We start from the raw sequence: 17,772 nt of genomic DNA, 5'->3' as shown, positions 1-17,772 counted from the left end.
CGCCCTTCTAATCATATTTTAATAACCCTCTAACTATCCTCTAATCGGTTGCATATTTACTTTGGACTTTGACGCCACCGCTTATGACACCAAACGCTGAATGGACTGTTTATCTGGTAGATGACGACGATGATGATGTTCTCTTTTTTGAAATGGCAGTGAATCAAACCCATTCTGACTGCATTGTGAGCCGCTGTGTAAATGGTAAAGATTTAATTTCAATGCTTGGCAAAACTCAAAAAATCGAAACCAGTCTGATTTTTCTTGATCTTACGTTACCGTCTTTAAATGGTATTGAAATATTACGCCAGGTCCGCGCACTTGCATTGGCTTGGCATTTACCGGTTTTCATTTTGTCGGGCTCTCATTCTCCAAACGATATTGTTCAGGCTTACCAAGCCAGTGTTACAGGTTATTTATTAAAACCAGCATTTCAAGACCAATGGACATACATTCTAGACCGGGCTATTCATTTCGCTAAGAAACTATTAACCAAATCATGAGAAGAATATCACGCCGTTTGATCGGTGTTTTTATCGTTTTAATCTTCCCTTATACACTTTTTGCCCAGGTAATGGGGATAGAAGATGCAGTAAATGCGGCCCTTTCGAATTACCCTTCACTGTCCGCTGCGCAGTCTGCGCTGGAAGCGCTGCGCGTGAATGCCCAACTTATCAAAGACAACCGGCTACCCAATGTGCGTCTGCACGATCAGATCAATGTCGGCACGGCTAACGGGCTTTCGGGATCCTATTTTTCAATGGGGCTCATTGTTCCGACTTCCGGCGGACGGCGCCCGGAAAACAGTTCAGATCTGGCCTCAGGTAACATTGCTTTGGCGACCGCCGACTGGGAGGTATACAATTTCGGACGTTTTCAGGCCGAAGACCGTCTGGCTAGGGCTGATATTCTAGTTGGTGAAGCGGCTGTTGAAAATGAAAAATTTGGTATCCGCCAAACCGTTATCAATACGTATCTGGAACTGCTCTGGCTCAGACAGACCCTTAAAATCGAAGAGCGAAACATTGCCCGTGTCGACACGGCTCGCCGGATTATTGGTAATCTGGTCAATAACGGAATCCGTCCGGGCCTTGATTCTTCACTGGCCTCGGTAGAATTCTCGCGTGCCAAACTGAATTATTTCCAGATGCAAGAAGAGCTCCAGCGGGCATTTATTCAATTGGCCACACTGACGGCCAGGCCTGTGAACGCGCTGGAAATCGATACTAGCTTTCAGCAGCAAGCGCTTTTGATGCAGCCCATTGAGATCAAACTCACAGCGGATCATCCGCTGCTGCGTTACCGTACTAATCTGGTCAATAGACAGACTTCTGAAATTGAATTGATAAGAAAATCTGCATTACCAAGAGTCTCACTGCTTACATCAGCATGGGCCCGTGGGACGAGTTTGGATATAGACAATAATTTCGGCCCGATTGGCTCAGGGTTTGGATTCAGCAGGACGAATTTTTTGGTCGGTATAGCAGCAACCGTAAACCTGATGGATTTCCACCGGATCAAAAACCGATCTCAAATGCAACAGTGGCGGGTAAAACAGGCCAGCAGCCAGTTAGAAACGCAGCAATTTCAATTGCAAAATATGCTTACCACCTCGGATTCGGTGATGGCAACAGTCAGGCTTGCACTGCTGGAATTGCCAACTGCGCTGAATTCGGCTGAACGGGCCTATCAGCAGCGGCTTTCGCTCTACAACAACGGACTTGAAAATATTTTGGGCCTGACCGATGCATTACAACTGCTAACGACAGTCGAAAAGCAGGCAGTAAATATCCAGCGAAGAGCAGTCAACGTCCGCCTGCATAGGGCGTATGCAACCAGCAATTTTGAAGATTTTTTCTCGCTTTTCCGGCGTCAGTAAGTTCCTATACAAACCAGATTTATGCTATCAACTTCATTAAAAAGACCGATTTCAATCCTGGTGCTGGTCGCAGGACTGATCGTTTTCTCGGTCATGTCGGCAACAAAGATACCCATCGACATTTTTCCACGCCTTAATTCACCTGTGATCTATGTCATCGAGCCCTATGGTGGGATGTCACCAGCACAAATGGAAGGATTTTTTGCTACCCGTATGCAGGACCAGTTCCTGTACATTGGCGGTATAAAAGAAATTTCCAGCCGGAGCGTGCAGGGCTTAACCGTTGTAAAACTGGCTTTTTACGAAGGCAGCGACATGGCACAGGCTTCTGCCGAAGTGGCCATTCAGGTCAATAGGGCCATGAAATTCTTTCCGCCCGGCGCATTGCCTCCGCAGGTGGTTCGGTATGATGCTTCGTCGGTACCGATTGGTGATCTGGTATTCAGTAGTAAAACGCGCTCACTGAAAGAAATTCATGAGCTGGCAGTAACCCGGATCAGACCTCTGTTTTCAACAGTGCCTGGCCTGACTGCACCGCCCCCGATAGGTACAAATTCCAGAACGGTGGTTATCAATCTGGATCCCCAGAAAGCGCGCAGTTTAAATATTTCTCCTGATCAGGTCGTTGAGGCCCTTGCGGCTAACAATGCTATGACGCCATCGGGAAATATCCGCGTTGGCAACACATCTTACATCACAACCCTTAATTCACTTGAAGAACAGGTCGCAGATTTTGGTCAGATACCTGTTACGACAGACGGTCACCGGACTGTTTTCTTAAAAGATCTGGCCAATATACAGGACGGATCAGATGTTACGGCTGGTTATGCGGTTGTCAACGGAAACCGGTCTTCCTATATCCCAGTTGTTAAAACGGCGGACGCTTCTACCTGGGATGTAGTCACTTCCTTAAAAGCCAAACTGCCTGAAATGCGCAGTTTGCTTCCTGATGATATTGAAGTGAATTACGAATTTGATCAGTCAATCTTTGTAATCAACGCTGTGAAAAGCTTGTTATTCGAAGGAGGCCTTGGCGCAATTCTGACAGGTTTAATGGTCCTGCTCTTTCTGGGTGATTGGCGCTCATCGGTCATTGTCATTGTGACTATCCCCATTTCGATCATTGCAGCAGTGCTGTTTTTGAGCCTTGCCGGACAGACCATCAACATCATGACCCTGTCAGGTTTGGCACTGGCCATTGGCGTACTTGTGGATCAGGCAACAGTTACCATTGAAAACATTCACCAGCATCTGGAAATGGGCAAGCCCAAAAAGCAGGCTATTTATGATGCCTGTCAGGAAGTTGCCCTGCCCCTCTTACTGATCCTGCTTTGTATCATAGCCGTATTTGCGCCTTCCTTTATTATGACAGGCGTGCCCAGGGCTATGTTTTTGCCGCTTTCTTTATCGATCGGTTTTGCCATGACCGTATCTTATTTTCTTGCTCAAAGTCTGGTACCCATACTGGCCAATTGGATGCTAAAAGACCACCTGGAGATCTCTCATGGAGATAGTATCGATAAAAAACCTTCCTTTTTCGACCGGATCCGTGAAAGCTTCATGGGCCAGAACCGAAGGTTACTGCGCAGCAACCGCCTGATTGTGGTGGCGTATCTGGTAGCAGTCTTCGCTCTGGCAGCTGTGGGTTTTCTTATGATTGGAAAAGATATGCTTCCTCAACTGAACTCGGGCCAGATGGTGATCCGTTTGAAAACACCTGATGGAACCCGTTTGGAAAGAACGGAGGAAAAAGTTGGTGAATTGATCAAACTGGTTGATGAGGCTGCTGATGGTCACCTGGCCATTTCCTCGGCTTATGTCGGCGTGGTCCCTACCAACTACGCAACCACAAACCTGTATGTGAGCACCAGTGGTCCTAACGATGCGGTCATTAAAGTGGGGCTTGATAGTGAGTACCATACCAATATGCAGGATTTGAAAGAGAGGATTCGCGATGCCGTTAATGAGCAGATGCCGGATGCCACATTATCTTTTGAGCCAGCCGACCTGACAGAAAAATTAATGAGTGGTGGCGCTTTTACGCCCATCGAAGTGCAGGTGGCAGGACGCGATATGAAGCAGATCGAAACATATGCCAATAAATTAGTACACGGCTTGTCACAAGTTGAAAATCTGCGGGACGTGCGTATCGTACAGCCGCTGAAATTTCCTGTGATCAACATTAAACTGGACCGCCAAAAACTGGCTGTCATGGGCCTGAATTTACAGCAGACAGCGCGCTCGATCACAGCTTCGACATCGTCAAGCCGCTTTACTGAGAAAAATCAGTGGCTTGACGCGAAGGCCGCTTACACCTATCAGGTACAGGTGCAGATTCCTGAGTTTGCCATGCGCAACCTTTCACAATTACAGGAAATCCCGCTCGTAGCCGGCCAGTCCCGTCCCGTATTGGCCGATGTAGCGACTTTTTCAATTGATACCCTTCCAGGTGAATATGCCCGTATTGGCCCAAGACGTTTCGTTACTGTCTCAGCGAATCTTCATCATACGGATTTGGGTACAGCAACGAATGCGGTCGAAAAAGTGATTGCCGGTCTGGGGGAGGCACCCAAAGGACTGGTAACACAGGTGAAGGGAATGTCTTCGCTACTGACTGAAACGTTGGATAGTTTACAGTTGGGACTCGGCATCGCCATTGTAGTCATATTCCTGCTGCTCGCTGCCAATTACCAATCGCTTAAATTATCACTGGTTATTCTCTCGACAGTCCCGGCAGTTATTGTGGGCTCCATTGCAATCCTTCTTTTGACAGGAAGTACCTTGAATCTGCAATCATACATGGGCATTATCATGTCTACGGGTATCTCGGTCGCCAACGCGATCCTGATCGTTACCAATGCAGAAAGACTTCGCTGGGAGTACCGGGATGTAGGCCGCGCCGCGCTGGATAGTGCCGGACTTCGCCTTCGGCCCGTACTCATGACGAGTTTCGCCATGATTGCCGGGATGGTTCCGATGGCATTAGGAACCGGAGAAGCAGGTGAACAGGTGGCGCCACTCGGCCGTGCCGTTATAGGCGGATTAATCGCTTCAACGCTTGCCGCTCTTTACATTGTTCCGCAGGTTTATGTTTGGCTGCAGGGTACAACCACATTTAAAGACCCATCACTTTTACCTGACGAGGTTAATTCTTCTCAATTTATTGAACATTCCAATGGCAGTTCTCATCCCGATCAATCTTCAACTTATGAAAAACATACTATATAGTGGCTTGTCTTTGGCGCTAAGCTTAACTATTTTGAGCGCTTGCTCCTCGACAGAATCAGCCGAGGCCACTTCAAAAGATAAGAAAAAGAAATTTTCACCAACGCATGAGTTTGGCACAGTTTCAAGCCAGAAAGTGGGGCAGCAAATTCAGTTGCCCGGAGAATTTTTACCTTTTCAGCAGGTAAGTATTTATCCCAAAGCGGACGGTTTTGTTGAAAAAGTACTGGTAGACCGGGGATCCAAGGTTCACAAAGGTCAGGTTTTAATGGTTCTCGAAGCGCCAGAAACCGAGGAGCAGCTGGTGGCAGCCCGCTCGAATTACCTCAAGGCAAAAGCCATGCTGGTGGGTAGTGCAGAACATTACAGAAGGCTGCTCGCAGGAAGCAGGATTAGCGGCTCTGTATCGGCACTGGATCTGGAAAGTGCGCATGCAAAAATGATGGCCGATAGTGCAGCGGCTATGGGTGAACAGGCTAATTTCGGCGCATTAGCCAAAATCAAATCCTATCTGGTAGTTCGTGCTCCTTTTGATGGTGTTATCACAGAAAGAAACGTTCACCCTGGCGCATTGGTTGGTTCAGGCATGAAACTTGCCGGACCCATGCTGATGCTACAGCAGCAAAACCGTCTCAGACTGGTCGTTGATATTCCTGAAACGTACAGTTTAGGTGTTGAGAACGGAAAAGAAGTCACGTTTGAAGTAAATGCAATGCCTGGAAAAAAATTCACAGGAAAAATCAGTCGGCGTTCGGGTAACATGAATGAGAAATTCCGCTCAGAAACCGTTGAAATTGATGTCAAAAATAACGACCAGCTCATAAGACCAGGAATGTTTGCTGAAATCAGTATGGCTTCCGATGGCACTGCCGGAGCAATGTCTGTTCCCAGTTCTGCAATTCTGACATCAACCGAAAGACAGTATGTCGTTCGTCTACAAAACGGTTTGGCTGAATATGTTGAGATCAAACCCGGTCAGCAGTCGGATACGATGACAGAAGTTTTTGGAAATCTTCACGTCGGTGACCGCATTATTACCAATCCTCGAAACGATCTGAAAAATGGGACTAAAATAGCGATGAAATGATTGGTGAGAATTGATGACTATAAAGTTAAAATGCAATCAATCATATAATACTTTGCAGTTGAAAGTGTATCTGTTATGATCAATTTAATCCTTTTTTTGATAATCTTTTTAGGCGCCATCATTTTTCTGACAAGTCAGACGGTTGATCGGCTTGAGACAAGGTCGGGCGTTATTAATCATCAAGATACGTACCCTAAAAATCACAAGCGGTTAAAAATAAATAAAGATGTTCTGATCGACAGTTATTGAAACAGCACAGACAGACTGATCAAAACGGTTTTGTGACCCTATTATAAGGCAAGAGAAATCAGAGATTTGATCGATTTTTAGAAGAAGAAACTTTTCTACGGATTACCATTTCCTCAATGGCACTCTGCATTTCTTCATTAGTTGATAAAAGCTCTTCGTTAAAAGGATTGCATGTTTTCGTTTAGCGAGAACAGCTTTTCATTGGCAGTGGCCAGTTCTTCTTTTAAGCATGTCCCAGCCGATGATCCATACGGCGTTTGTAGATTAGTTTTCCGTAAAGTTGGCCATACCTGTCGGCTGTACCCACAAACTGAATTAAGAAATAGTCTTAGCCTAGATTGAGTATTAGAAAGTTTTGAAATCTGAAATTTGAATGGAATATCTAAATCCGACACTTAACAAAATCAGCCATCGCCTCCATTTTACTTTTATCAAACCTGTGCGCCGGACCGGACAGTCCGATGACCGATATAATCCTGTCCTTATAAAAATAGGGAACAGCTATACAATTAAGTTCTTTTTCATATTCTTCCAGATCAATGGCATAGCCCCTATCAATTATACCCTGCATTTCATTTTGCTGCATTCGGATTTCGTTTACCTCTTTGTAAATAGTATTCGATAAATGCGGCGAATAAGCCATGAATACTTTTCCTATTGCCGTATGCTTCATCTCAAATTCTTTCCCCAGTTCAAGTGAAATTCGTAACGACCTGTTGGGTTCGCATTTCCATTCATACCTGAAATAACTGCCCAGCTGTATGGCCATAAAGGAAGTTTCCCCACTTTCAGCAGTTAGTTTTTCCATCACCGGCTTTAAATCAGTGCGTAATTGATGGTACGGAATAGCTGAAAAGTCCAAATGCTGGATCTTGGATGTAATGCGGTAACGAGGTGTTAACTCATCCTGTTCAACATAGCCCAATTCCTTGAGACCAGCCAAAAAATTATGCACCGTTGTTTTTTGAAGACCCAATGCCTGAGCAATATCGTTCAGGCGGACAAGGTTGCCGTTTGCGGCTACATATTCCAGAATATCGAATGTCCTTTTAACGGATTGAATCATTTGTTCAACTATATTGGATTTTTCAACATTTACTAATGAGGTATACCGGAGTATTTCCAAAAATACGTCAATTTTGAAACATCAAGTAAAATATTTACAAATGAAAAAAGTAACATTAGGAACAACAGGTCTGCAGGTAGCCCCAATTAATTTCGGTGGCAATGTATTTGGATGGACGTTGAATGAGAAAGAATCTTTTGATATTTTGGATGCCTTTGCAGAAGCAGGTTTCAATTTTATAGATACTGCGGATACTTACTCGTTTTGGGTGCCAGGCAACACGGGCGGAGAATCCGAAGCCATTATCGGCAAGTGGCTGAAACTGCGCGGCAACCGTCAGGACATGGTTATCGCTACCAAAGTTGGCTTCCAAAACAATGACAGACCCGCTGATGTAAGCAAGGAAAATATCATCAAAACCGTAGAAGAATCCTTACTTCGTTTGCAAACAGATTATATTGATCTGTATTATACCCACATTGAGGATGGAAAAACGCCGGTAGAAGAAACGATGGATGCACATGCGCAGCTGGTAAAAGAAGGAAAAGTGCGGCATATCGGCGCATCCAATCTAAGCGTTGAAAATCTTGTTTCTTCCATGACATACGCTAAAAACCAGGGCATTCCTGCTTACGAAGTATATCAGCCGCACTACAATCTGATCGAAAGAAGCGAATTTGAAACAAAATATGAACCTGTTATCGATCAATATAAATTGTCGGTACTTCCCTATTATTCGCTTGCTTCGGGATTTCTGACCGGCAAATACCGTTCAGCAGATGATCTTGGCAAAAGCCCACGTGGTGGTGGCGCAAATCAATATCTGAACGAAAAAGGTTTAGGTATTCTCTCAGCGCTGGATAAGGTATCTGCCAAACATGACACACAACCCGCTACGATTGCATTGGCTTGGCTGCTTAATCAGCCACATATCGTTGCCCCTATTGTAAGTGCTACTTCAAAGCAGCAGTTAGCAGTTTTGACCCAAGCGCCGAATATTAATCTGGACAGCAGCGATCTGGAAGTATTGAACCAAGCCAGCGCCTATTAGTAAAATGGTAAATTGATTCCGGCATAACATGTGGTTATGCCGGAATTTTATCAGGATGGAAAAGTAAATCAATCATAACTTTTGGCGTATTGTGCTTATACTTATTGAAGGTCGTTTTCGGTAAATTGCATTCCTGATGCAGTTTTTCAGTAGCCCAATGCTTATCATCTGATTTTCTCACCAGCGTTGATGAATTCCTACTCCATTTAATTCATTTTAACAGCGAGTTTCTACGGCCTGCACACACACATCATAAAGGTCAACTGATTTATAGCCAGGGAGGCGTTGCCTTCATACATCTTACTGATAACACGCTTGTCATACCCGCGCGGTATTATGTTTGGATGCCGAAACATCCTACACACTTCATTAAGATGCACATATCCGTAAAAGTCAGCTCGTTATATTTCTATGTTGATGATGAAGATTCAAATCCATTTTTTACAAAGGCGGCATATATTTTATCAAACCACTTTTATCTCAGGTGCTGGCATACACAGAGTAATGGAACGGAAATATTAGACCACCCAATAGCAGATTTCAGTTCTTAGCTGGTATAAAAAGCAATCTTCCGAAGTTTAGCAAAAAAGCCCTTCCCATTGCGCTGCCTACAACAGAAAACGAACGGATGTGTCCGGTGCTGAAATACACCGGGCGGCATTTATTTGAACCATTGAGCCTAGTGTTGCTGAATAGAGAAACCGGTTTCAGCCAACGGACCCTGACCCGTTTATTCAAGGCTACGATGAATATATCTTTCCTTCGGTATTTCATACTTTAAAAATGATCAAAGCCATCAACGATTATTGCAGTCAATCTTAGTCAGGACAGCCTGGATTCCCAAAAGAACTCGGTGCTACCCATACCATCAACAATCTGAATGAAAATGTGATTGAACGGATTAGGGAAATACTGCCAAACGGTGTTCAGTACGGTGTAGATTCAGTTTCCTGGTTCCGCTTATGGTGCAGAATTATTGGCTTGATTACCCGATGTATAAATCACTTATTTTACGAATGGTCTGAATAATGACTTGCTGATTGGTAATATTTTCTGTTAGAGTCATACAAATTTAAAACCATCGTTTGTCAGTATTAAAGCTGGCAAACGATGGTTGTTTTTGCGAATAGCAAGATTTTAATTTATTAAATCGCTTAAAGAAGTGTGGCTCCTCCATCAATGACATGGTCTGAACCAGTGATAAATGAAGCCTCATCGCTGGATATGAAGGCAACAAGCTGGCCTATTTCCTTTGGCTTTCCAATACGGCCAAGTGGCGTTAAGCCGATCAGGTAGTCGGTCATGCCATTTAAGGCTTCATCATCCATGCCCATTTTGCTGAATAATTCGGTATCAATTGCACCCGGACTAATGGAATTGACCCTGATTTTCCTTGATGCAAGTTCTAGTGCGGCTGTTTTTACGATAGAATTTACTGCTGCTTTGCTTGCGCTGTAAACACTCAAACCAGGACTCACTGTCGAAGCCAGAACAGAGGAAAAGATTATAACAGATGCGCCGTCATTGAGATGGGGAATGAATTTGCTCAAAGTAAAAAAAACACCCCTGTAATTAATATTGTTAATCTTATCAAAGTTTTCCGGTGTTTCCAGTTCAATGGAAGCTGTTGCCGATATGCCGGCATTGATATAAAGTATATCAATTTTTCCAAATTTTTCAGTAACCTCGCTTACCAAATTATCAATATCTTTAAGGTTTGCCTGATCTGATAAAATTGCCGTAACTCCCAGTTCCTGTGCAGCTTTTTCGATGGCCTCTTTTCTTCTTCCTGTAATGATGACAGTAGCCCCCATTTCTTTTAGAACTTTTGCTGTTCCGTGACCCATGCCACTATTTCCTCCGGTAACGACTGCTATCTTGTTTTCAAATTTTTTCATTGGATATTTTATTCTAACAAATTGTTTAATCAAAAGTAAACTCTGTTAACTTTACTTTTGATATGGGTTTCCCAAAGTATAGTCAGTTCCCTGAGTAACATGATGATAATGGAGAAAATTATGACACAAGCCCAGCAGCAGGCAGATTGTTCTAAAATCCTTTTTGCCATACAGGATACTCTTGATCTGATCAGTGGTAAATGGAAGATCAAAGTAATTAGCGTTCTGCTGTATGGAAAAAAGAATTTTACAGATTTGCAGAGGCAGATTGACGGTCTTGGAGCCAAAATGCTTTCAAAAGAGTTGCAGGACCTGGAAATCAACGGGCTCATTACCAGAACCGTCAATGCAACCAAACCGGTAACCGTAACATACGAATTGACTGCCTATGGCCATACCCTGGAACCCATCATTCAGGCACTTGCTGATTGGGGAACAGAGCACAGGCATAAGATAAAAGTTGGTGAATTATGATTAAACGGACACGGTTTGTCTGTCATCTGTCGATATGATTGATCCAGTAATATTATCAGCTACGAAGTTATCAGGGCAGCAATGTCAGGATACAGTCCGCTTAACGATTTTATATTGATTTTGCCACGATGGGAATGTTTGATCAAGGGTGCCGAAAAGTGATAAAGACAGATCCCTATCAGAACGATCACACCAAAAACGCTTACCCAACCAAAGATATCTCTGCCGGCCAGAAGCATTGCCTGCTGGTTTAATCTGGCAGCGACTGCTTTGGAAGCCAGCTGTGAAGCATGAAAGCTTGGCAAGCCACTTTTCAAAGATTGATTGTAAATCCCTGCGGCTAGTGGTTCGAGCCTGTTTGCATCTATTTTTGAAGCCAGTTTTTGCAGATAATCCTGAGTGAGCCGGTACACATTTTCGCTAAAAAAAGCGCCCATGACCGCATTTCCCAAAGCGTTTCTGAACATGGCCACATAACAAAGCATCTGGGCAAAAACATCAAAACCGACGCCGATTGTCACGTATTTAGCGGCAGCGGCAATATGAATGGCGTCCAACTGCTACGGATATTACTGCAGCCAACATTTAGCGGACTGTCCCCAGATTAATGACATTCCCATTGTGATCATGACCAGTGATAATTCCGCGCTTCAAATTCAACAATGCTACCAGGCCGGTGCAAACGCAGTGATTGTCAAAGCTGTGAATTATTCTATTCCTAAGAATACATTTCAGTCAGTTTGCAAATTTTGGGCCGCTAACCTGCATACAACCAAAGGCATACAAAATGCCACGAACGTTATTTATACATATCACACATCATGGATAAAATGCCTATCATGGAACCCGAAAATCAAAACGATCCTACCTGCAAGGGACCAAGTGGTCAAAAAGTCGCTCGCTTCTGGCAGAAATGCCAACGACAACTTTCAGCAAGACACCGAAGATGATCATGGCATTGACAAATCTGCTCCGGATGCAGACCAGCAGCTGGAAGAACGAGACGAAATCAAAGGGGAAAAGGTCAAAGGGGCCAGGTAAGGAACCGTAATGATGATTTCAATGCAGAGCCGGAATGAAATTACTCAAAAATGCAGTCCATATATGTTGTAGACGATTCGACCGACCAACGACTATTTCTGGGATCTTTCCTTAACCGAATTGTTGCTGATTACCCCGCCCGCTTTTTGCAGGGCGCGCCGACGCTACTTGATTCATTGTCAGATCCTATTAACAGCGGAAGCGTACCTGCGCGGGTAATTTTTCTGGATTTCCAATTGCCTGAAATGAATGGTTATCAAGCGCATAAGAAGATAAAGCAAGCCAATCAATATAAAAAAAGCCTCTGTCGTGATGCACAGTAGCTGTCAGGAGCAGCAACATCTACCTAAACCGTCATTGGCTCAGACCGTAAGGGTTGTAGCTCATTTGCTATTCAAATTTTTAAAACCTGTTCTATCTGTTGCTTTCTGCTTCTATTCCGATCCGTCTAAGTTGAAAAAAAATCACCAAATCTCTCTTCCAGCTTTTGAATTGGTGTGCAGATACTGATGGATTTGATCTGTTGGAATCTAACATTCTCGCGTAGAAAATTCAGGCATTCATAGTCCTATGACGCTCCTGGATTCCTTCGTGTTCACCCCTGTGGAAATGACATTGCCAGATATTTTCCTGTTTGACTTGCTGGTTGACGGGCAACAGTTGCTGGCAAACCAAAAGCGACGATTTGACCACCTTCATCTCCGGCACCTGGACCAACGTCGATCACCCAGTCGCTGTTTGCGACCACTTGCATGTCGTGTTCTATTAAAATGACCGTATTTCCCTGATCAACCAACTTGTTGAGCTGAACAAGTAAATTGTCCACATCGGAAGGGTGCAGTCCCGTCGTTGGCTCATCAAGAATATACAATGTACTGCCATGCTGAGCCCGTTGCAACTCGGTGGCCAGCTTGATTCGCTGTGCCTCCCCACCTGAAAGCTCCGTAGCCGGTTGCCCCAGACGAAGATATCCCAGACCAACCTGACGAACCACATCAAGCGCCCGGTTGATCTGAGGTTCAGACTCAAAAAAGTCAAACGCCTCATCGACGGCCAGGGCAAGTACATCGGCAATATTTTTGTCATTATAGGTAACTTCCAACGTCTTTTCATTGTAACGACTTCCACCACAGGCCGGGCATGGCGTATAAACACTGGGAAGAAACAAAAGCTCAACCATTACAAAGCCTTCTCCCTCGCAATTCGGACAGCGCCCTTTTGCGACATTAAAGGAAAAACGTCCTGCATCATATTTTCGGCTCTTTGCCATTTTGGTATTTGCAAACAATTTACGCACATGATCAAAAAGGCCTGTGTAGGTCGCCAGGTTTGATCTTGGCGTGCGTCCGATGGGCTTCTGATCTACCGGTATTAACCTGCGGATGTGACTGATCCCTTCCAGGATATAGCCCGTCGTTGTTTTCGGGCTTTCTGCTTGAAGCAAATTATCTTGCTGATCATCTGTGCTTGGTATTTGCTGCCCTAATTTCTCTAAAACAAGCTCTACAAGCGCCTGACTGATCAGACTACTCTTCCCCGAACCCGATATGCCAGTGACGCTGGTTAATACGCCCAATGGAAAGTCGGCATCGACATTCTTTAAATTATTTCGGCTTACGTCCCTTAATCGCAACCATCCTTTTGGCTCTCTTGCAGGCGTTTGGCTTTGATCTACATTGAACAGATATTGCCTTGTAACAGACTTGTGAATCATTGCCAATCCCTGTAATGGACCACTGTAAAGTATTTCACCCCCCTTTTCGCCCGCGCCCGGCCCTACATCAACAACCCAGTCCGCATGGCGAATAATTTCAACCTCATGTTCGACTACAAAAAGCGAATTACCGGCTGTTTTTAACCGGTCCAGGGCCCGCAGCAATGACTGTGTGTCGGCAGGATGAAGACCTGCCGATGGCTCGTCGAGCACATAGACAACGCCAAAAAGATTGGAGTGTATCTGAGTGCCCAGCCGCAGGCGCTGCAATTCTCCCGGCGAAAGCGTTGGGGTACTACGTTCAAGAGTCAAATACCCCAGTCCCAGGTCAATGAGTACATCCAGGCGGGATAACAGATCATGACCTATCCGTTGAAGAACCAAAGCCTTTTCCGGATGGTCTGGGTCGGTACTTTTGGCTTTTACGGATGAAAATATTATCTCATGTAAATTCTTGATATTGCACTGATAAAATTCAGCAATGTCCATCCCTGCAAACTTCACGGATAAAGGCTCAGCACGCAGGCGCTTTCCATGGCAGACGGGACATTGCGCGCCTCGCATAAATTTTGACACGCGCTTTTTCATTGCCTGACTCGGTGAATTCGCAAATGTTTGCATCACATACCGTTTCACGCCGGTAAATGTACCCATATAGCTGGGCTCCATTTTTCGCGCCAAAGCTTGTTGAACTTGCGCCATAGTAAGTCCGGAATAAACCGGAACAACAGGCTGCTGCTCGGTAAACAAGATCCAGTCCCTGTCTTTCTTGGGAAGATCGCGCCAGGGTACGTCCACATTGTAACCAAGTGTCATCAGTATTTCCCTTAGGTTCTGCCCTTGCCAGGCGGTGGGCCACGCTGCGATGGCTTTTTCCCTGATCGAGAGTGAATCATCGGGCACCATCGAATGCTCTGTCACTTCATAAACAACCCCCAAACCGTGGCATTCCGGACAGGCGCCTTCCGGTGTGTTTGGTGAAAACGATTCTGCATATACAATGGACTGACCTGGCGGATAATCTCCTGCCCTCGAATACAGCATCCTGATCAGATTTGAGATCGTCGTGACGCTGCCCACAGAAGAACGTGTGCTTACAGCTCCCCGCTGCTGCTGCAAAGCGATAGCCGGAGGAAGACCATCTATACTATCCACCTGAGGAATGGACATTTGATTAAACAGTCGCCTCGCATACGGAGAGACTGATTCCAGGTAACGACGCTGCGCTTCGGCGTACAATGTCCCAAAAGCCAGTGATGATTTGCCAGAACCCGAGACACCTGTAAATACCACCAGCGCATTTCTGGGAATTTCCAGATCAACATTCTTCAGGTTATTCTGTTTTGCTCCCTGTACTTTGACAAAATTGAAGTCAGGATGCGATATTAGTTCTTTTGACATTGGATCTGGGATAAAAATGCACTTTGAAAATATGGAAGTACTTGTTAAGCAAAGCTCGTAACTTTATTTGATGGTTGCGTAATCGAATTTTAAAGTAGTTAAGGTTGGCGAATCACCGGGGAATACGAAAAACCCTAAAAGCAAGGATATTTTGGATGGGACATCGGAAAAACAATCCTGCAAAGGCCTATGTCGATATCTTAGTCAGAAACGCTTGTGAAATCTAAGCAGTATCCACCTGATTCACGCTTCGAGTTGGGTGATTTTGGACGGCGCCATAATAAACCGATCATTTCACAGACTTGAACTCAGTGGACGGCACCTTCGACGCGAACATTGCAACCAATTTCACTAGAGCGCTACAGCGAGCCAAAAAAGTAGCTTTTGGCTACACATCTAGCAAAGACAACTACATCAGAAAAGAAACCCTTATGTCAAATGAGGTGTGCTAATTTTGCCGCACGGTTAATTGTATAAGAGTTTCAAAATTTCTTCGAAACGAAGGACAAATATTTGAATATCTGCCCCTGCGTTAGGAAGCCGTGTAGTCTTTTGTCTGACTCAAATTTAGGTTGATTTATTTGATTGTCTTTGAAAGTTCTCTTCAAATTCAGCAGGTATTTCATAATTGATACCTGAATGTCTCCGTTTTCGGTTGTAGTATATTTCGATGTATTCAAAAATCTCCGTGTATGCGTCATCAAAATTGAGAAACGTTCCCTTCTGCATTAATTCGGCCTTAAATCTGCTAAATAAGCTTTCACCCATTGCATTGTCATAGTGATTGTTTTTTCGCGTCATACTTTGGTTGAACTTATGCTTTTTTACCAGCTTTCGAAAGTCTTCAGATGCATACTGTCCACCTCCGTCGGTATGGATAATTAGTTCATCGTTCAGGTTTCGCCTTTCAATCGATTTAAATAAGGCGTTTATTACCAGATCACTACGCATATTATCATCCAGATCCCAACCAACTATCACTCTACTAAACATATCAAGCCAAGTGGCTAGATAAAGAAAGGACCCGTCGGCCAAAGGAATGTACGTTATATCACCTACAAATACTTCATTAGGCTGTATTGGCGGTGCTCTATCGAGTAATAAATTAGCATTCCGTCCAAATTTATGGTTTGAATCTGTCGTTTTCGGGACAAAACTCTTGGGCTGTATCGCCTTTAAATTCTGTATTCTCATCAACGTCTGAGTTTGATGGCGTCCAATTTTCACACCTCTGGATTGCAATTCTTTACTTATTCTTATCGCTCCATAACGACACCGATGATCATCAAAAACAACCTTTACTTGCTCTGCCAAATCCTTTTTTGCATTTCCGAGTACGTATGTCTCTGATCGTTTCCAAGCATAAAACACCCCAAAACCAACATTCAGAACGGAACATAGTACTCGAACTGGATACTCGGATGACAATGCTTCGATTACTTCGTAGGATTTTGTTATGTCCCCCGGCCAAAAATAACGAGCGCTTTTTTTAAAATATCCCGCTCTGTCTCAAGTTGTCGAATTTGTTTGCGAAGTTGATCCAATTCAGAATTTACAGACTTTTCTTCTGGACTTTCCTGGATTCTTGATTCAGCTTTCCACTTGTAAACCAGATTCTCGCCTAAGCCCATCGTTCGAGCAACTTCAGGCACACTACGGCCAGAATTGATCATCTTTAAGATCTCCTGCTTGTAATTTTCATCGTATTTACGACGTTTTCGGCTGGCTGTTTTCTTTTCCATTTCACACAAAATTAAGAGAATTTAGTGTGCGGTTTTATTAGACAATCTCAAAAGGGAAAATATTCTTAAAAGTGGTTAAATTTCTTTGTGAATAATTGGGTATTCAGTTCGTTTGAATTTACCCTAAAAATGTCAAGTATGGATAGTGAATTTATTAAGTGATGTTCAAGGCAATATTAATATTATAGTTCAACATACTGGATCAGATCTATCAGGGAGATTAGCCCGTTTAGATTTTGCACCACCGCTCATCTTACGCGTCCGTGGTTAGAACAAAATAGAATACACGGGCTAATGCTCTTACAGTGTGAGTTCACCTGACTAGGTTGGGTTATATCAAAGATTTCCAATCTTAAATCTAATATTGCTCCGATCTAGTTGACGGGCATCGATTTGCTATCATCGCCAATTCTCCATAATAATATACCATCCCGTCTGAGGTAATTTTCGTTTCTGAAAAGGATTAGACTAAATCGTGTATGTTCAACACTTAAATAGTCGGCAGTTGCCGCAAATATTGCCACGACTGCCGACTAGTTAAGTATACGATGTTGATAATCCGGTCATCGAGGATGTTTTATCAACATCTTCTTGCAAATTAATACTGGCGTATAGCATCAAGCTTTTCCACAGAAATAACTAGGAGGTTTGACGTGGTTCACTTTCGGTTTACACTTTTCGCAGGTTAGTTAAATAATTACCACTGAAATATCATCCTGTTTTTTTGTAATACAAGTTTTCAAAGGCTACTGGATTTAAATAATTTAACCCGGAATGTAACCTTCGGATATTGTAATATCCATCGATGTATTCGAATAAAACAGTTGTTAGGTTTTCAACACTTTCATAACCTCCCTTAGGCATTTCTAATTCCGCCTTGAGTCGGCTCCAAAGAGATTCAGCCCAGGCGTTATCATAAGGATCGTCAGCGCGTGACATACTCTG

15 protein-coding genes are annotated in these 17,772 nt (G+C 43.9%); 8 read left to right on the top strand and 7 right to left on the bottom strand.

All coding sequences use genetic code 11. The annotated features are described in order from the left end of the window. The first annotated feature begins 83 nt into the window (after nt 1-83). The 4 genes from E0F88_RS31385 to E0F88_RS31370 are packed head-to-tail and all read left to right on the top strand — an operon-like array spanning nt 84 to nt 6,191. On the top strand, nt 84-503 hold the full coding sequence (locus E0F88_RS31385; RefSeq protein ID WP_131962392.1) for a response regulator: 420 nt from the start codon (nt 84-86) through the stop codon (nt 501-503). After that, nucleotides 500-1,879, top strand: a complete 1,380-nt coding sequence (locus E0F88_RS31380; RefSeq protein WP_131962390.1) for a TolC family protein — start codon at nt 500-502, stop codon at nt 1,877-1,879. The genes E0F88_RS31385 and E0F88_RS31380 overlap by 4 nt, the downstream gene beginning before the upstream one ends. A gap of 21 nt (nt 1,880-1,900) precedes the next feature. Beyond that, nucleotides 1,901-5,107: an efflux RND transporter permease subunit gene (locus E0F88_RS31375; protein ID WP_131962388.1), complete on the top strand. Its 3,207-nt coding sequence runs from the start codon at nt 1,901-1,903 to the stop codon at nt 5,105-5,107. Next, the gene (locus tag E0F88_RS31370; protein WP_165940205.1) at nt 5,088-6,191 is read left to right on the top strand and encodes an efflux RND transporter periplasmic adaptor subunit; all 1,104 of its coding nucleotides are present in this window, start codon (nt 5,088-5,090) and stop codon (nt 6,189-6,191) included. The genes E0F88_RS31375 and E0F88_RS31370 overlap by 20 nt, the downstream gene beginning before the upstream one ends. Nucleotides 6,192-6,822: 631 nt before the next feature. On the opposite strand, the gene E0F88_RS31365 is transcribed toward E0F88_RS31370, so the two are convergent. After that, nucleotides 6,823-7,506 (bottom strand): IclR family transcriptional regulator, encoded by a 684-nt coding sequence (locus E0F88_RS31365; protein WP_131962384.1) that lies wholly within the window; start codon nt 7,504-7,506, stop codon nt 6,823-6,825. A gap of 100 nt (nt 7,507-7,606) precedes the next feature. Here E0F88_RS31365 and E0F88_RS31360 point away from each other — a divergent pair, with 100 nt between their 5' ends. Continuing rightward, nucleotides 7,607-8,557: an aldo/keto reductase gene (locus tag E0F88_RS31360; RefSeq protein ID WP_131962382.1), complete on the top strand. Its 951-nt coding sequence runs from the start codon at nt 7,607-7,609 to the stop codon at nt 8,555-8,557. Nucleotides 8,558-9,711: 1,154 nt separating this feature from the next. Here the strand turns inward: E0F88_RS31360 and E0F88_RS31355 are convergent. After that, on the bottom strand, nt 9,712-10,455 hold the full coding sequence (locus E0F88_RS31355) for an SDR family NAD(P)-dependent oxidoreductase (RefSeq protein WP_131962380.1): 744 nt from the start codon (nt 10,453-10,455) through the stop codon (nt 9,712-9,714). A gap of 108 nt (nt 10,456-10,563) precedes the next feature. Between E0F88_RS31355 and E0F88_RS31350 the strand changes: the two genes are divergently transcribed. Beyond that, a complete protein-coding gene (locus E0F88_RS31350) occupies nt 10,564-10,929 on the top strand; it encodes a winged helix-turn-helix transcriptional regulator (RefSeq protein WP_131962378.1) in 366 nt (121 codons plus the stop codon). A 59-nt stretch (nt 10,930-10,988) separates the two neighbouring features. Here E0F88_RS31350 and E0F88_RS31345 read toward each other — a convergent pair whose 3' ends face one another. Further along, nucleotides 10,989-11,486, bottom strand: a complete 498-nt coding sequence (locus tag E0F88_RS31345) for a hypothetical protein (protein ID WP_131962376.1) — start codon at nt 11,484-11,486, stop codon at nt 10,989-10,991. A 70-nt stretch (nt 11,487-11,556) separates the two neighbouring features. Here E0F88_RS31345 and E0F88_RS31340 point away from each other — a divergent pair, with 70 nt between their 5' ends. Both E0F88_RS31340 and E0F88_RS31335 read left to right on the top strand, forming a co-directional pair. Further along, nucleotides 11,557-11,970: a response regulator gene (locus E0F88_RS31340; RefSeq protein ID WP_131962374.1), complete on the top strand. Its 414-nt coding sequence runs from the start codon at nt 11,557-11,559 to the stop codon at nt 11,968-11,970. 50 nt (nt 11,971-12,020) lie between these two features. Continuing rightward, nucleotides 12,021-12,293 carry a response regulator gene (locus tag E0F88_RS31335; RefSeq protein WP_131962372.1) on the top strand — a complete coding sequence of 91 codons (273 nt, stop codon included), beginning with the start codon at nt 12,021-12,023 and terminating at the stop codon, nt 12,291-12,293. Between the two features lie 272 nt (nt 12,294-12,565). On the opposite strand, the gene uvrA is transcribed toward E0F88_RS31335, so the two are convergent. The 4 genes from uvrA to E0F88_RS31315 form a co-directional block, all read right to left on the bottom strand. Next, on the bottom strand, nt 12,566-15,085 hold the full coding sequence (gene uvrA / locus E0F88_RS31330) for an excinuclease ABC subunit UvrA (protein WP_131962370.1): 2,520 nt from the start codon (nt 15,083-15,085) through the stop codon (nt 12,566-12,568). Nucleotides 15,086-15,652: 567 nt separating this feature from the next. Continuing rightward, on the bottom strand, nt 15,653-16,522 hold the full coding sequence (locus E0F88_RS31325; protein ID WP_229213972.1) for an IS3 family transposase: 870 nt from the start codon (nt 16,520-16,522) through the stop codon (nt 15,653-15,655). A gap of 17 nt (nt 16,523-16,539) precedes the next feature. Continuing rightward, nucleotides 16,540-16,827: a transposase gene (locus E0F88_RS31320; protein ID WP_131962366.1), complete on the bottom strand. Its 288-nt coding sequence runs from the start codon at nt 16,825-16,827 to the stop codon at nt 16,540-16,542. Between the two features lie 711 nt (nt 16,828-17,538). Beyond that, a partial coding sequence (locus tag E0F88_RS31315; protein ID WP_165940047.1) for an integrase core domain-containing protein occupies nt 17,539-17,772 on the bottom strand: 234 nt, incomplete at its 5' end.

The sequence above is a fragment of the Dyadobacter psychrotolerans genome (genome assembly GCF_004349265.1).
Classification (GTDB): domain Bacteria; phylum Bacteroidota; class Bacteroidia; order Cytophagales; family Spirosomataceae; genus Dyadobacter; species Dyadobacter psychrotolerans.
The sequence above is the reverse complement of the archived record's forward strand: the minus strand, read 5'-3'. Positions and strand labels throughout refer to the sequence as shown.

Excerpts from the sequence above, each read along its gene's own strand:
- E0F88_RS31360 (WP_131962382.1), top strand. The coding sequence starts at position 7,607 with ATGAAAAAAGTAACATTAGGAACAACAGGTCTGCAGGTAGCCCCAATT.
- E0F88_RS31375 (WP_131962388.1), top strand. The coding sequence starts at position 1,901 with ATGCTATCAACTTCATTAAAAAGACCGATTTCAATCCTGGTGCTGGTC.
- E0F88_RS31340 (WP_131962374.1), top strand. The coding sequence starts at position 11,557 with ATGACCAGTGATAATTCCGCGCTTCAAATTCAACAATGCTACCAGGCC.
- E0F88_RS31335 (WP_131962372.1), top strand. The coding sequence starts at position 12,021 with ATGCAGTCCATATATGTTGTAGACGATTCGACCGACCAACGACTATTT.
- E0F88_RS31355 (WP_131962380.1), bottom strand. The coding sequence starts at position 10,455 with ATGAAAAAATTTGAAAACAAGATAGCAGTCGTTACCGGAGGAAATAGT.
- E0F88_RS31380 (WP_131962390.1), top strand. The coding sequence starts at position 500 with ATGAGAAGAATATCACGCCGTTTGATCGGTGTTTTTATCGTTTTAATC.
- E0F88_RS31370 (WP_165940205.1), top strand. The coding sequence starts at position 5,088 with ATGAAAAACATACTATATAGTGGCTTGTCTTTGGCGCTAAGCTTAACT.
- E0F88_RS31365 (WP_131962384.1), bottom strand. The coding sequence starts at position 7,506 with ATGATTCAATCCGTTAAAAGGACATTCGATATTCTGGAATATGTAGCC.
- uvrA (WP_131962370.1), bottom strand. The coding sequence starts at position 15,085 with ATGTCAAAAGAACTAATATCGCATCCTGACTTCAATTTTGTCAAAGTA.
- E0F88_RS31350 (WP_131962378.1), top strand. The coding sequence starts at position 10,564 with ATGGAGAAAATTATGACACAAGCCCAGCAGCAGGCAGATTGTTCTAAA.
- E0F88_RS31385 (WP_131962392.1), top strand. The coding sequence starts at position 84 with ATGACACCAAACGCTGAATGGACTGTTTATCTGGTAGATGACGACGAT.
- E0F88_RS31320 (WP_131962366.1), bottom strand. The coding sequence starts at position 16,827 with ATGGAAAAGAAAACAGCCAGCCGAAAACGTCGTAAATACGATGAAAAT.